Raw genomic sequence first — 16,474 nt, forward strand, 5'->3', positions numbered from 1 at the left:
CGGTGGGGCTCCTGATCGTGCGAGGTCAGCTGAGGTTGTCGATGAACTCGAAGAGTTCGTGATCGTCCGCGGTGTCCAGGTGGTCGGCGTCGCCGCCCGGATCGGCGGCGCCGGCGTCCCTGCCTTCGAGTTCACGCAGCAGGGCGGACAATGTGGTCGCCAGGGAGGACCGGTCGGCGGCGGAGAGTTCGGCGGAGGCGAGACTGTGGGCCAGCGCTTCGACTTCGGCGGCGAGCCGTTTCGCCGGGTCCTCCACCGGAGCGATCTCCTGGCGGAGATAGCCCGCCAGGTCCCTCGGAGTCGGGTAGTCGAACATCGCCGTCGCGGGCACCTGGACGCCCGCGGCCGATTTCAACCGGTTGCGGAATTCCATGACACCGAGTGAGTCGAATCCGATGTCGCTGAAGGGTTTGTCGGCGGCGATCGTCTCGGCGTCGCTCCCGAGAACCGCCGCGGCTTCGGCGCGGATCAGATCGAGGACGACGCGGTCCTGCTCGGCGGTCGACAGGCCCGCAAGGCGGTTCACCGGTTGCGGCGATCCACCCACCACGGTCTCGGCTCGGCGCCGGTCGGGTCCGACCAGGTCGCGCATGATCGGCCGCGGGTCGTGATCGGCGATCTCCGTGAGCGCGGACCGGTCGATGCGGGCCGCCACGAACGCGGCCCTGCTACCTGACAGCGCGGCGTCGAACAGCGCCATCCCCTCGCGCTCGCCCAACGGCGGGAAACCCTCCCGCCGCAAACGGGCGAAGTCGGCGTCAGCGAGTGTCCGCGTCATGCCGGTGCTCTGCTGCCACGGCCCCCACGCGATCGACGTCGCGGGCAGGCCGTTCACCCGCCGATGCTGCGCCAGCGCGTCCAGGAACACATTCGCCGCCGCGTAATTCGCCTGCCCCGCATTACCGATCACACCCGCGACCGACGAATACAACACGAACATCGACAGATCCAGATGCCGCGTCGCCTCGTGCAGATTCCACGCCGCATCCACCTTCGGCCGCAACACCTCCGCGATCCGCTCCGCCGTCATGTTCTCCAGCAGCGCGTCAGCCAGCACCCCGGCCGCGTGCACGACACCGGTCAACCGATGCTCCGGCGGGATCGCCGCCACTACCGCATCCAACGAATCCCGGTTCGCCGCATCGCAAGCGACCATGTCCACGTGCGCGCCGAGAGCGACGAGCTCGTCGCGCAACTCCCCCGCACCCGGTGTATCCGGGCCGCGTCTGCTCGCCAGCACCAGCCTGCGCACCCCGTACTCGGTGACCAGATGCCGAGCCGCCAACGCACCCAACCCACCGATACCACCGGTGATCAACACCGTCCCCTCAGGCCGCAACGGCGCGGGCACCGTCAGCACGTTCTTGCCGATATGCCGAGCCTGACTCATGAATCGCAATGCCTCGGGCACATCCCGGATGTCCCATGCGGTGAGTGGAGACGCAGTGAGGACACCCGCCTCGAACAGATCGACGATGCGGGTCAAGATCTCGTGGAGCCGATCGGGCGCCAGGTCCATGAGCATGAAACCGGTGTAGGCGACTCCGGGATGTTCGGTGGCTACCTGTGCCGGATCACGCCGATCCAGCAACCCCATCTCCACGAACCGGCCACCCGGCCCCAACAACCGCAACCCCGCATCCACGAACTCACCCGCCAACGAATCTAACACCACATCCACACCACCACCCGCCACCGCACGAAACTTCCCCTCGAACTCCACCGACCGCGAATCACCGATCTCACCGTCACCAAAACCCAACCCCCGCAACACACCCCACTTCGACCGACTCGCCGTCACCAACAACCGCGCACCCAACCACCGCCCCAACTGCACCGCAGCCAACCCCACCCCACCCGTAGCCGCATGCACCAACACCCGCTCCCCAGCGCGCACCCCTGCCACATCCACCAATCCGTAGAACGCCGTCGCGAACACCGCGGGTACCGCCGCCGCCTCCGCGAACGACCACCCCGCAGGCATCCGCACCACCAATCGGCGATCAACCGCCACCACCGACCTCACACCCGACAGGAACCCGAAGACTCGATCTCCCGGCACGAGGTTCGTCACGTCGGAACCCACCTCGACCACCACACCGGCGCCCTCCACACCCAGCGCAGCGTCCGGATCGGGGTAGGTGCCGAGCGAGACGAGTACGTCCCGGAAGTTCAGGCCCACCGCCATCGTGCGCACCCGCACCTGCCCCGGAGCCAGTGGCTCCCACGCGTCCCGAAGTACGCGCAGGCCGAAATTGTCCGCGGTCAGGGTGCCTTTCCCGGTCGGCGCGAACGACCATTCCCGGTGGTCGGAAGTCCCGGCGACCAATAGCTCCGCGCCACGCAGGCGGGCGTCATCCGCGCGCCCGGCACGGTGGAGACGCGGTGCGTGCGGAATGCCGCCGCGGACGGCGAGTTGCGGTTCGGCGTTCAGAGTCAGCGCCAGGACGACGCTCTCCCGGTAATCGGCCCAGTCGCCGACGTCGACGAGCAGGATCCGCTCCGGGTGCTCGCTCTGGGCGGTGCGCAGCATTCCCCACGCCGCTCCCGCGGCCGGGTCGACGGACTCACCGGCATGGACCGGCGCCGCCCGCCGGGTCACCACCACGACCCGACCCTCTCGTTCCAGCAGCTCTCGTACGCGACTCGTCGTCGCGGTCACCACCGCTCGCACAATCGCGGGCAGCTCACCCTTCTCGGCCTCGGTTTCGAGGCGGACCACCGTCGCGTCCGCGCCCGCGACCTGCACGGTCTCGAGATCACCTGCGACTTCCCAGGCCGCGGTCACGCTCGGCTCGACGGCGGGCAGTGCGATCCAGTCGATGCCGTAGCCGGAGGCGCGGCGGCGCACCGACGCGAACACATCGGCCGAGAGCCTGCGCAGGCTCAACGCACCGATCACGGCCACGGGCCGCCCCGAGACATCGCTGAGCGTCACCGCGATTCGGGTTTCTCCCGCCGCTACGGCGGATACGGCGGCGTGGACTCGCACCGTGGTCGCTCCGGCCGCGTACAACCTGACGTTCTCCCACGAGTGCGGCACGGCCACCGCACCGTCCTCCGATTCGGCCAGCCCACCGAGCAGGACGGAGTGCAGCGCCGCGTCCAGCAGCGCCGGATGCACTCCGTACCCGCCGATCTGCGATCGAGCGGACTCGGGCAGCACGACCTCGGCGAAGACCTCACCGTCGCCGCGCCACAGCGCGGAAAGCCCCCGGAACGCGGGGCCGTACTCGTAGCCGAGCTCGGCCAGATCCGCATACGCGCCGGTGAGTTCACGCGCGGTCGAGCCTGCCGGTGGCCAGCTCGTCGCCACCGACGCGGCTGACGGGCCATCCGCTCGCGCGGCCACCGTCGCGGTCGCGTGACGTACCCACTCGGCAGAGTCGGCACCGGGCTCCTCGCCGTCCCGCGACCGCGAATACACCGTGACCGCCCGTGCACCGGATTCATCCGGCCCACCGGCGACCACCCGCAATTCGACGGCACCCGCCGCGGGCACCGGCAAGGGCGCCTCGATCACCAGCTCCGACACCGCGGGACAGTCCACTGCCGCGCCCACGTGCAAGACGAGTTCGACGAAGGCGGCGCCGGGGAACACGACAGCCCCGCCGACCGCGTGATCGGCCAGCCACGGATGATCCGCTCCGGACAATCGCCCGGTGAACACGACATCCGGCGAATCCGGCAACCGCACCAGAGCGCCCAGCAGTGGATGACCCGCGTCGTCCAGTCCCGAGCGCGAGACATCCGCCACCCGGACCGGTGGCAACCAGTACCGCCGATGCTCGAACGCGTAGGTCGGCAGTGCTACCCGCTCGACCGCGCGGCCCGCGAACAGCGGCGTCCAGTCCACCGGCACTCCTCCGGCGGTGGCCTGCGCCAGCGCGGTCACGAGCTGGTCCGGCTCGTCGGTCGAGCGCCGAGCGGCCGCGACCACGATCGATTCCGCTTCCGCGTCGGGCTTTTCGGCCAGACACTGCCGAACCATGGCGGCCAGCACGGCATCCGGGCCGACCTCGACGAACCGCCGGACGCCGTCGTCGATCAGGGTGGCGATCCCCGGTGCGAAGCGGACGCACCCGCGCACCTGGGCGACCCAGTAGTCCGGGTCGGTCGGTTCGGCATCGATCAGGGCGCCCGACACATTCGACACGATCGGCAGGGACGGCCGATGGTAGGTCAAGCCTCGGGCCACCCGGCGGAATTCGTCCAGCATCGGTTCCATCGCCGCCGAATGGAACGCATGGCTCACCCGCAGCCGTGAAGTCCGCGCGTTCGCCGTGGCCAGCCGGTCGGCGATCGCGGCGATCGCGGCGGCCGCGCCGGAGAACACCACCGCTCCCGGACCGTTCACCGCGGCCAGCGAAACCTCACCGGCGAACTCGTCGAGCAGATCCACCGCCTGTTCTTCGGGGATCGCCGCGGCCAGCATCGCGCCGCCGCCGGGCAATGCGCCCATCAACCGCCCACGCGCCACCACCAGCGCGCACGCGTCCGGCAGTGACCACACCCCGGCGAGATACGCGGCGGTCAGTTCGCCGATCGAATGTCCGATGAGCACGTCCGGAACGACGCCGAACGATTCCAGCAGCCGGAACAGCGCCACCTCGAACCCGAACAGGGCGGGCTGGGTGAACTCGGTCCGCTCCAGCAGACCGGCGCCGTCCGGGTCGAAGACCAACTCCCGCAGCGACCGGCCGAGCAGCGGATCGATATGGGCGCAGATCTCGTCGAAGGCCGTGGCGAACACGCCGAACGCCGCGTACAGACCGGCGCCCATCCCGGCGCGTTGAGCGCCCTGCCCGGTGAACAGGAACGCCGTCCGGCCCGCCCCATTCGTCTTCGCCGCGATCGCGCCCGGGCTGCCTGCGGCCAATTCGGCCAGCCCGGCCAGCAGTTCGTCCCGGTCGCGTCCGACGACGGCGCCGCGCCACGGCAGTTGCGCACGGGTGGTGAGCAGCGCGTGGGCGGTGTCCCATGGTGTGGCGTCGGGGTGGCGGATCGACCACTGCCGTAGCCGCTCGGCCTGCGACCGCAGGCCCGACTCGGATTCGGCCGACACCAGCCAGGGCACGACCGTCTCGATGCGAGGCCCGGGAGCGGGCACGATCGGTGACAGCCCCGCCGCGGGCGCCTCTTCCAGAATGACGTGCGCGTTGGTGCCGCTGACGCCGAAGGACGACACGCCCGCCCGGCGGACCCGGTCCCCGATGGGCCACGCCTCTGCCTCGGTCAGCAGTCGCACGGCGCCCGCCGACCAGTCCACATGCGGGCTCGGCTCGTCCGCGTGCAGTGTCTTCGGCAGGGTTTCGTGCCGCAGCGCCTGCACCATCTTGATCACGCCACCGACGCCCGCGGCGGCGATGGTGTGGCCGAGATTGGATTTCACCGACCCGATGAGCAGCGGGCGACCGGCGCGGTCGCGCCCGTAGGCATTGATCAGGGCCCGGGCTTCGATCGGATCGCCCAACGTCGTCCCGGTTCCGTGCGCCTCCACCGCGTCGACATCCGCGGGCGTCAACCCCGCGTCGGCCAGCGCCGCCCCGATCACCCGCTCCTGCGACGGACCGTTCGGCGCGGTCAGGCCATTGCTCGCACCGTCCTGGTTGATCGCGCTACCGCGCACGAGAGCGAGCACGGTGTGCCCGAGGCGCTGGGCATCGGACAGCCGTTCGAGCACGAGCACCCCCACGCCCTCGGCGAATCCGACGCCGTCGGCGTCGGCGGAGAACGATTTGCAGCGTCCATCGGGCGCCAGGCCGCGCTGGCGGGCGAAGTCGACGTAGAGATACGGATCGGCCGCGACGGTCACACCGCTGGCCAGTGCCAGCGAGGTCTCTCCGTCGCGCAGGGCGCGGGTGGCCTGATGCAGGGCGACCAGCGACGAGGAGCACGCGGTGTCCACGGTGACGGCCGGGCCTTCGAAACCGAAGACGTAGGCCACCCGGCCGGAGATCACGCTGTGCGTGGTGCCGGTGAGGCGGTAGCCCTCCAGTTCTCCGGTGACCCGGTCGCCGTAGCCGGATGAGCACGCTCCGGCGAAGACGCCGGTATCGCTGCCACGCAACGCGACCGGGTCGACACCGGCATTCTCGAGCGCCTCCCAGGTCGCTTCCAGCAGCAAGCGCTGCTGGGGGTCCATGGCGGACGCCTCCCTGGGACCGATGCCGAAGAAACCGGCGTCGAAATCACCGGCGTCCGCGAGGAATCCGCCGCGGCGGGTGTAGGAGGTACCCGGTTTGTCCGGGTCGGCGTCGAACAGTCGCTCGAGATCCCAGCCGCGGTCGGTGGGGAAGTCTCCGCTGGCGTCCACGCCGGCGACCAGCAGGTCCCAGAGACTCTCCGGTGAGGTGACCCCGCCGGGGAAGCGGCAGCTCATGCCCACGATGGCGATCGGTTCGTCGACCGCGCGGTCCCGGCGTGGCGCCTGTTCGGCGGGTTGCTCGGCGGCGGTCGGCGCCGCCAGAGAGCGCACCAGCTTCGCCATAGCTGTGGCGGTCGGATGGTCGAAGACCAGCGTCGACGGCAGTTGCAGACCGATGGCTTCGGACAGCCTGTTGCGGAATTCCATGACACCGAGTGAGTCGAAGCCGATGTCGCGGAACGGTTTGTCCGCCGGGATCGACTCGGCGCTCGTATGTCCCAGCACCGCCGCCGCCTGGGCGCGGATGAGATCGAGGACGATGCGGTCCTGTTCGGCAGCCGAGCGACCCGCCAGCCGCGTGGCCAGTTCCGGCCGCTGCGCCACCGCACCGGCGACCCTGCGTCGGGACGGCCGCACCAAATCGCTTGTCAGGGCACGGGATTTGGTTTCCGCCAGTGCGTCACGGTCGACGCGGACAGCCACGAACGACGACGCGCCGCCCGCGAGTGCCGCGTCGAACAGGGCCATCCCCTCGCGCTCGCCCAACGGCGGGAAACCCTCCCGCCGCAAACGGGCGATATCAGCATCACCCAACGCGCCCGTCATACCGGTGCTGCGACTCCACAACCCCCACGCGATCGACGTCGCGGGCAGGCCGTTCACCCGCCGGTGTTGTGCCAGCGCATCCAGGAACATGTTCGCCGCCGCGTAATTCGCCTGTCCCGCATTACCGATCACACCCGCGATCGACGAATACAACACGAACATCGACAGATCCAGATGCCGCGTCGCCTCGTGCAGATTCCACGCCGCATCCACCTTCGGCCGCAACACCTCCGCGACCCGCTCCGCCGTCAAGCCGGTGAACAGGCCGTCGGCCAGCACACCCGCGGCGTGGACGACGCCGGTCAGGGGATGCTCGGACGGGATCGCCGCGAGCGTCGTCTCGAGTGCGTCCCGGTCCGCCGCGTCACAGGCGACGACCTCCACGTGCGCACCCAGAGCCTCGAGCTCTTCGCGGAGTTCGGCCGCACCGGGCGTTTCCGGGCCGCGTCGGCTCGCCAGCACCAGCCTGCGCACCCCGTACTCGGTGACCAGATGCCGAGCCGCCAACGCACCCAACCCACCGGTACCACCCGTGATCAATACCGTGCCCTCAGGCCGCAACGGTGTAGGCGCGGTCAGCACGTTCTTGCCGATATGCCGAGCCTGACTCATCAACCGCAACGCCTCCGGCGCCTGCCGCAGATCCCATGCGGTGAGCGGGGACGGCGTCAAGATCCCGGCCTCGAACAGCTGCACAACCGTTGTCAGGATCTCCCGCAGCCGTTCCGGCGCCACCTCCAGCAGGACGAAACTGTCGTACCGCACCCCGGGGTGGTCGGCGGCTACCTGCTCGGGATCACGCCGATCCAGCAACCCCATCTCCACGAACCGGCCACCGGGCCCCAGCAACCGCAACGAGGCGTCCACGAACTCACCCGCCAACGAATCCAATACCACATCCACACCACCCAGCCCCGTACGGAACTTCCCCTCGAAATCGAGCGACCGCGAATCACCGATCTCACCTCACCAAAACCCAACCCCCGCAACACACCCCACTTCGGACGACTCGCCGTCACCACCAACCGCGCACCCAACCACCGCCCCAACTGCACCGCAGCCAACCCCACCCCACCCGTCGCCGCATGCACCAACACCGTCTCTCCACCGCGTGTCCCCGCGATATCCACCAATCCGTAGAACGCCGTCGCGAACACCGCGGGTACGGCCGCCGCCTCCGCGAACGACCACCCCGCAGGCATCCGCATCACCAACCGGCAGTCCGCCACCACGACCGACCCCACACCGGTCAAGAACCCGAAAACACGTTCGCCCGGCACGAGATTCGGCACTTCGGAACCCACCTCGACCACCACACCGGCGCCCTCCACACCCAGCACAGCGTCCGGATCGGGGTACATGCCCAAGGCGATCAAGGCGTCGCGGAAATTGAGACCGACCGCCCGCAGCGCCACCCGGACCTCGCCGGGTCCGAGCGGCCGCGACGCGTCCGGCGTCTCGGTCAGCGTCAGGTTGTCGCCGGTCAGGGCACCTTTGCCATGGTGGGTCAGCGCCCACGCCGAAGCCCGCGTCGCCACGCTCGCGTTCCCGACGTCGCCCGCTGCCCGGTGCAAGCGCGGAACGTGCGCGACACCACGACGGACGGCGAACTGGGGTTCGGTGCTCGTGGTCATCGCGAGCGCGACGCTCTCCCGATATTCGGCCCAGTCGTCGACGTCGACGAGAAGAAGCCGATCCGGGTGCTCGGTCTGTGCGGTGCGCAGCAACCCCCACGCCGCGGCCGCGATCGGATCCACCGACTCACCCGGATGCACCGCCACGGCCTGGCGGGTCACCACGACGATAGGCGTCTCCCGCTCCAGCAACCGCTGCACCCGCGTGGTCACCGCGGTCACTACATCCCGTACCGATTCCGGCACAGTGCCGCCCGCGGCCTCGTCGAGCCGGATCACCGTCGCCACCCGTCCCTCGACGCGCACGGTGTCGCCGTCTTCGGCTTCGCTCCAGACCCCGGCGGCCGCGACTTCCGGCGCGGACGACGCGACCCACTCCACCCGGTAGCCGAGTCCCTCGCTGCGCGGCCGGGACCGTCCGAGCGCCTCGACCGGGATCGGGCGCATGGTCAACGCGCCCACCTCGGCCACCGGCAGGTCCGAGGTATCGGTGAGGGTCACCGCGATCCGCGGTCCGGCGGACGGGGAGCCGGACAGGGACGCGTGGACCCGCAGCGTGGTCGCTCCCGTCGCGTACAGCCTGACGTTCTCCCAGGAGAACGGCACCGCGACCGTCCCATCCGGCACGTCGGAGACGAGCCCGCCGAGCAGGACCGCGTGCAGCGCCGCGTCCAGCAATGCCGGATGTACGCCGAATTCGGCGGCGCCGGCGCGGCCGGGCTCCGGCAGTGTCACTTCGGCGAAGACTTCGCCGTCACCGCGCCACAGGGCGGTCAGTCCCTGGAACACCGGACCGTATTCGTAGCCACGCTCGGCCAACTCCGGGTAGACAGCGGAGATATCGATCGCGGCCACAGCGGCCGGTGGGCGGACGGCCACGACCGACGCCTCGGCCGCATCCGCTTCGGCGGTGATCGTGGCGACGGCGTGCCGGACCCACGGCGTGCCCGAGCTCCGGTCGGCCGCATCGTGCCCGACACGGGATGCGGCCTCGTCCGACCGGGAGTACACCGACACCCTGCGCCTGCCCGACTCGTCCGGTGCGGCGGCCACCGCCCGTAGCTCGACGGTCCCCGACGACGGCACCACCAAGGGCGCCTCGAGCACCAGTTCCGACACCCGCGTGCACTCGACCACCGCGCCGACGTGCAGGACGAGCTCCACGAAGGCGGTTCCGGGGAGCAACGCCACACCCGCGACAGCGTGATCGGACAGCCACGGATACGCCGAACGCGACAGCCGGCCGGTGAACACCGCCTCGTCGCTGTCCGGCAGCCGGACCATCGCCGCCAGCAACGGATGCGCCGCCTCGTCCAGACCCGACTGCCGAATATCCGGCACACCGCCAGGCGCCAGCCAGTGCCGCTTGCGCTCGAACGCGTACCGCGGCAAGTCCACCCGGGTGGCGACGGGCGCCAATGCCCGTGCGGCCAGGTCGATACCGGCACAGTGGGCGCGCGCCAGCGCGAGCGAGAGTTGTTCCGGCCCGCCGAGTTCGCGTCTCAGGGTGCCCAGCACGGCCACGCGGCCGGACATGCCGATGGCATCCGCCGCCAGCTCGATCCCTACGGTCAAAACCGGGTGCGGGCTGACCTCGATGAAGGCGTTCACACCCGCTCGCTGCAGCGTTGCGACCGACTCGGCGAACCGGACGGGCTCGCGCAGGCCGCGATACCAGTAGGCGGCGTCCAGCGTCGCGGTGTCGACATAGTCCGCGGACACGGTCGAGAAGAACGGCACCGAACCGGATACCGGCGCGACCGGAGCCAGCTCCGTCAGGACTCGTTCGCGGATGGCTTCCACCGCGACCGAATGCGACGCGTAGTCCACCGGAATCCGTTTCGCCCACACACCGTCGGCCGCGCAGGCCGCGAGGAATTCGTCCACGGCGGAGATCTCCCCCGACACCACGGTCTGCCCCGGCCCGTTCACCGCCGCCACCGACAACCGGTCCCCGAACCCGGCCAAGCGGTCCGCGACCGCCTCTGCCGCCAGCCCGACCGACACCATGCCACCGGCACCCGCCAGCTCCTCCGCGACGATCCGGGACCGGACGGCGACCACACGCGCGCCGTCGGCGAGCGAAAGCCCGCCCGCCACCACAGCCGCCGCGATCTCACCCTGCGAATGCCCCACCACCGCGGCGGGCTCCACACCGCTCGCCCGCCACACTCGCGCCAGCGACACCAGCACCGCGAAAAGCGCGGGCTGCACCACATCCACCCGGTCCAACGATGCCGCGCCCGGCTCCCCACGCAGGACGGAGGTCAGCGACCAGTCCACGAACGGCGCCAGCGCCGCCTCGCAGTCCGCGATCGACTCCGCGAAAACTCGATGCGTGGCGAGCAGTTCGGCGCCCATCGCGGGCCATTGGCTGCCCTGACCCGGGAACACGAACGCCACCCGCCGCGCCGTGGCACGGCCGGTGACCACGGAATCGCTGTCGGAGGCTTCGGCCAGACTCGCGAGCCCGGACCGCAGATCCCCGAGTTCGCGCCCGACCACCGCGGCGCGAAACTCCAGCTGCGCGCGGTGCCGCAGCAGTGTGTGCGCCACATCCGCCACGTTCACGTCGTGTTGCGCGGTGAGCCATTCGGTGAGCCGAACCGCTTGCGCACGCAATGCTTCCGGGGTGCGCGCGGACACCGTCCACGTCCGGACACCGCGATCACCATCACCCGGATCATCTGCGGCGGTAGGCGTCTCTGCGGAAATCGCCTGCGACGGAGCTTCTTCCAAAATCAGGTGCGCGTTCGTCCCGCTCATACCGAACGACGACACCCCGGCACGACGCGGCCGGTCGCCCGCAGGCCATGGCTCCGGCTCGCTCAGCAGCCGCACCGAACCCGCCGACCAGTCCACGTGCGGACTCGGCGCATCGAGATGCACTGTCTTCGGCAGGATCTCGTGCCGCAACGCCTGCACCATCTTGATCACGCCACCGACACCGGCGGCCGCGACGGCGTGACCGATATTCGATTTCACCGATCCGATGCGCAGCGGTTCCGCTCGCTCGGCGCCGTAGGCGGCGATGAGCGCCTGCGCTTCGATCGGATCGCCCAGCGCGGTACCGGTTCCGTGCGCCTCCACCGCGTCCACATCGGCGGGCCGCAACCCCGCGTCGGCCAGCGCCGCCGCGATCACCCGCTCCTGCGACGGACCGTTCGGCGCGGTCAGGCCATTGCTCGCACCGTCCTGGTTGATCGCGCTACCGCGCACGACCGCCAGGACCCGGTGCCCGAGGCGACGGGCGTCGGCGAGGCGTTCGACGACCAGCACGCCGACGCCCTCGGACCAGGTCACGCCGTCGGCCGCGGCGGAGAAGGGCTTGCACCGCGCGTCCGCCGCCAACCCCCGCTGACGCGCGAAGTCGACGAACAGCGCCGGACTCGCCGAGATGCTCACCCCACCGGCCAGCGCCAGGGAGGTCTCGCCCTGGCGCAGCGCCTGACAAGCCAGGTGCAGTGAGACCAGCGACGAGGAACACGCGGTGTCGATCGTGACCGCGGGACCTTCCAGGCCGAAGGCGTAGGCCACGCGGCCGGAGATGACGCTGTGCGACGTCCCGGTCAGCCGGAAACCCTCGTACTCCCCGGTCACGCCGTCGGCGTAGCCGGAGGCGCAGGCGCCGACGTACACACCGGCATCCGTACCGCGGAGCGCGGCGGGGTCCAGGCCCGCGTCTTCCAACGCCTCCCAGGCGACTTCCAGCATCAGCCGCTGCTGCGGATCCATCGCCGCCGCCTCCCGCGGCCCGATGCCGAAGAACCCGGCGTCGAATTCCGCCGCGCCGGAGAGGAATCCGCCTTCGCGGATGTAGACCGTGCCCGGCTCGTCCGGATCGGGATGGAACAGCCGCTCCAGGTCCCATCCCCGGTCTTCGGGAAACGGCGTGATCGCGTCGGTTTCGGAGGCGACCAGACGCCACAGGTCCTCGGCCGATCCGACACCGCCCGGGAAGCGGCAGCCGATCCCGACGATGGCGATCGGCTCGTCGGATCGGGCGCGGCGTACGGTACGCGGCGCGGCGGGATCGGTCCCTTCGAGCCGAGCGCGCACCAGCCGCGCCACCGCGGTGGGCGTGGGGTGGTCGAACATCAGCGTCGCGGGCAGCGTCAGCCCGGTGGCCGCGGCCAGCCGGTCGCGCAACTGGACGCCGCTCAGCGAGTCGAATCCGAAGGCGGTGAACGGCAGATCGGCGGGCACGGCCTCGGGAGACTCGTAGCCGAGTACCGCGGCGGCCTGTTCGGCGACGACGTTCAGCACGAGCGCGTCGCGCTCCGGCTCGGGGACGGCGAACAGCCGCGGCGCGAGCGGACCCTCTACCGCGGCGCGCCTGCGGCGCGTCGGCGCGGACACGGGCACCGCCGCCGGGGAGTCGTCCATCACCCGATCGACCATGCGCAGCCGAAGCGAGCCGATCACCAGAACCGGCTCGCCGTCCTCGGAGACGGCCGTCACCCGCACGGTGTCCGCATCGACCCGCTCGATCCGCACCTGGGCGGCGGCGATGCCGGAGCGATACAGCTGAGCGCCGGTGAACGACAGAGGCATCGGCGTCCGGTCGGGTGTGTCGTGGGCGAGCAGATCCGTCGCGGCGTGCGCCATGGCATCGAGCAGCGCGGGATGGATGCCGAACCGGCCTCGATCGCCGACCGACTCGTCGAGCGACACCTCGGCGAACGCGTCGCGACCGCGCAGCCAGGACGCCGTGACGCCCTGGAATGCCACACCGTAGCCGAGCCCGCGGCCTGCCAGCCGGTCGTAGAGTTCCTCGGCGGCCACCGGTTCGGCTCCGGCGGGCGGCCACTCGACGTCCGGCCGAGCGGGGATCTCGTCTCGGTCTCCGGCCAGCACTCCCTGCGCGCACCGAGACCATTCCGCGGCGGCACCGGTGGCGGGCCGGGCGTGGATGGTGAACGTCCGCCGACCACTCCCGTCGGCTGCCGCGACGCGCACCTGGATCGTCCACGGCGTGTTCGCGGGCAGCGACGCCTCGATCCGCAGTTCCTCGACCTGCGCGGCCTCCACCCGAGCGCCCACGCTCCACGCGACATCGAGCCAGACCGCCGCGGGCACCGCGGGAGCCCCGAAGACGAGGTGATCCGCCAGCCAGTGCTGGGTGTCGGGGGACAGAAGCCCGGTGAACAGCCATTCGTCGCGCTCCGCCACCGGCACCGCGGCGCCCAGTATCGGATGATCCGGCGCGACCAGCCCGGCACGGCGCAGATCCGCCGCGCCCGCGCCGACCTCCGGCGTCCAGCACCGGCGGCGCTGGAACGCGTAGACCGGCAGGTCGACTCGCGCGGCCGGCGGAGCCAATTCCGCCGCCACCGCGTCGACACCCGCGCAGTAGACCCGGGCCGACGCCGTGGCGAACTCCTCCGGGCCCCCGTGACCACGCCGGAGCGTGCCGCACACCGCCACTCGGTCGGCCGCGCCCAACGCCTCGGCCACCAGTTCGACCGCCGAGGCGACCACCGGATGCGGACTCGTCTCCACGAATGCCGTCATCTCCGCGCGCAGCAACGCCTCGATCGCCTCGGCGAAGCGCACCTGCTCGCGCAATCCGCGATACCAGTACGCCGCGTCCAGGCCGGAGGTGTCCACGAACTCGGCCGTCACCGTCGAGAAGAACGGAATCGCACCGGCTTTCGGCTGGATCGGCGCCAAGTCGGCCAGCACGCGGTCGCGAATACGTTCCACCGCCGCCGAATGCGACGCGTAGTCCACCGGAATACGTTTCGCCCAGATCCCTTCCGCCGCGCACTCGGCCAGGAACCGCTCGATCGCGTCGGCCGCCCCGGACACCACGGTCTGACCGGGCGCGTTCACCGCCGCGACCGACAATCGGCCGCCGAAGGCCGCCAGCCGGTCGGCGACCGCGCCACCCGGCAAGCCGACCGACGCCATACCGCCCGAGCCCGCGAGCAGTTCCGCGACCGCGCGCGATCGCAGGGCCACCACGCGCGCCCCGTCCGCGAGCGACAGTCCACCGGCCACCACCGCGGCCGCGATCTCGCCCTGCGAATGCCCCACCACCGCGGACGGCCGCACACCGGCCGCCTGCCACCGCCTTGCCAGCGATACCAGCATCGCGAACAGGACCGGCTGCACCACGTCCACGCGATCCAGCGAGGCGGCTCCCGGCGTCCCGCGCAGCACGTCGGTCAGCGACCAGTCCACGAACGGCGCCAGCGCCGCCTCGCATTCCGCGATCGACGCCGCGAAGACCTCGTCCGACGCCAGCAGTCCGGCGCCCATTCCCACCCACTGGCTGCCCTGGCCAGGGAACACGAACACCACCCGGCGCGCCGCGGCCCGGCCGGACACCACCGTGGGATCAGCGGCGACCAGGTCGGGTGCCGGGTCGGCCAAGGCGGCGAGCCCGGCACGCATCCGATCGGCGCCGGACCCCACCACCGCTGCCCGCCACTCCATCGGCGTCCGGGTGTGGGCGAGCGAGTACGCCACCTCGGCGGTACCGGCTCGCGGGTGCTCCGCCAGCCACTCCCGCAGACGAACAGCCTGTTCCCGCAAGGTTTCCCGGTTCCGGGCCGACAGCAGCCACACCGCGGGCCGGGTCTCGCCGGTCACCTCGACGGCAGCCGTCGCGGGCGCCTCCTCGAGAATCACGTGCGCGTTCGTTCCCCCCATCCCGAACGACGAGACACCGGCCCGGCGACGCGCGTCGCCCGTCCACGGCTGCGTGCTGGTCTGCACCCGCAGGCCCAACTCGTCCAGCGGGATACGGGGATTGGGGCTTCGGAAGTTCAGGCTGGGCGCGAGCTGCCCGTGCCGCAGGCACAGTGCGGTCTTGATCAATCCCGCGATTCCCGCGGCGCCTTCCAGATGCCCCATGTTGGTCTTGACCGAACCCACGGCCAGCCGCCGGCCCGCCGGGCGGCCCGCGCCGTAGATTTCGCCCAGCGCCGCCGCCTCCACCGGGTCGCCCGCGGGCGTGCCGGTGCCGTGCAATTCCACGTACTGCACCGATGCGCCGTCGACCCGGGCCGCCGTCAGCGCGGCCCGGATGACGGCGGCCTGGGCAGCGCCGCTCGGGGCGCTCAATACCTGCCGCTCGTTGCCGTTGTTGACGGCACTGCCACGGATCACGGCGTAGATCCGGTGTCCCGCGGCGATCGCACGCTCCACCGGCTCGAGCACGATCATGCCGCCGCCTTCGCCGCGGACGGTACCGTCGGCCCGGTCGTCGAAGGTGTGACATTTCCCCGACGCCGAATGCGCGCCGAACTGCTCGTACCGTTCGCCGCTCAACGGAGACAGGATGAGATTCAGCCCGCCCGCCACGGCCACCTCGCATTCGCCGCCGCGGATCGATTCGCAGGCCAGGTGCACCGCGACCAAGGACGAGGACTGCCCGCTGTCGACGACCATGCTCGGCCCGGTGAACCTGTAGTAGTTCGAGATCCGGTTGGCGGTGACCCCTCGTCCGACGGCCCACAGCGAATGCCGACCGACGCCGGTGCTGCCCTGCGCGGCAACGATTTCGGCGAAATCGGTGCCGGTGCAGCCGAGGAACACGCCGGCCCGCGCCCCCGTCGCGTCGCCGAGACCGGCGTCCTCCCACGCCTCCCAGCTGAGCTCGAGCCCGAGCAACTGCTGGGGGTCGATGGCGTTCGCCTCGTTCGGTGGGACGCCGAAGAATCCGGCGTCGAATTCGGTGGCCGAGTCGAGGAATCCCGCGGTCTCCTCGAGACCGGGCCGGTCGGCGGGCGCCTGCCCGACGGCATCGCGGCCCTCGCGCAGCAACCGCCAGAACTTCTCCAGGTCGGAAGCGCCCGGCATCCGGCACGACATTCCGACGATAGCGATGTCATTCGCCGCTTCGACCATGGGATTTCCT

Annotated in this window: 2 protein-coding genes; both read right to left on the reverse strand. The window is 71.0% G+C overall.

Annotated features, from left to right (window positions below):
* Nucleotides 1-25: 25 nt before the first annotated feature.
* Nucleotides 26-7,870, reverse strand: a complete 7,845-nt coding sequence (locus tag ABZW96_RS26805) for an SDR family NAD(P)-dependent oxidoreductase (protein WP_355078391.1) — start codon at nucleotides 7,868-7,870, stop codon at nucleotides 26-28.
* Nucleotides 7,756-16,464 (reverse strand): acyltransferase domain-containing protein, encoded by an 8,709-nt coding sequence (locus tag ABZW96_RS26810; protein ID WP_355078392.1) that lies wholly within the window; start codon nucleotides 16,462-16,464, stop codon nucleotides 7,756-7,758. The genes ABZW96_RS26805 and ABZW96_RS26810 overlap by 115 nt, the downstream gene beginning before the upstream one ends.
* Nucleotides 16,465-16,474 lie beyond the last annotated feature (10 nt).

The organism is Nocardia sp. NPDC004168 (assembly GCF_040610355.1).
Lineage (GTDB): Bacteria > Actinomycetota > Actinomycetes > Mycobacteriales > Mycobacteriaceae > Nocardia > Nocardia sichangensis.

Excerpts from the sequence above, each read along its gene's own strand:
- ABZW96_RS26810 (WP_355078392.1), bottom strand. The coding sequence starts at position 16,464 with ATGGTCGAAGCGGCGAATGACATCGCTATCGTCGGAATGTCGTGCCGG.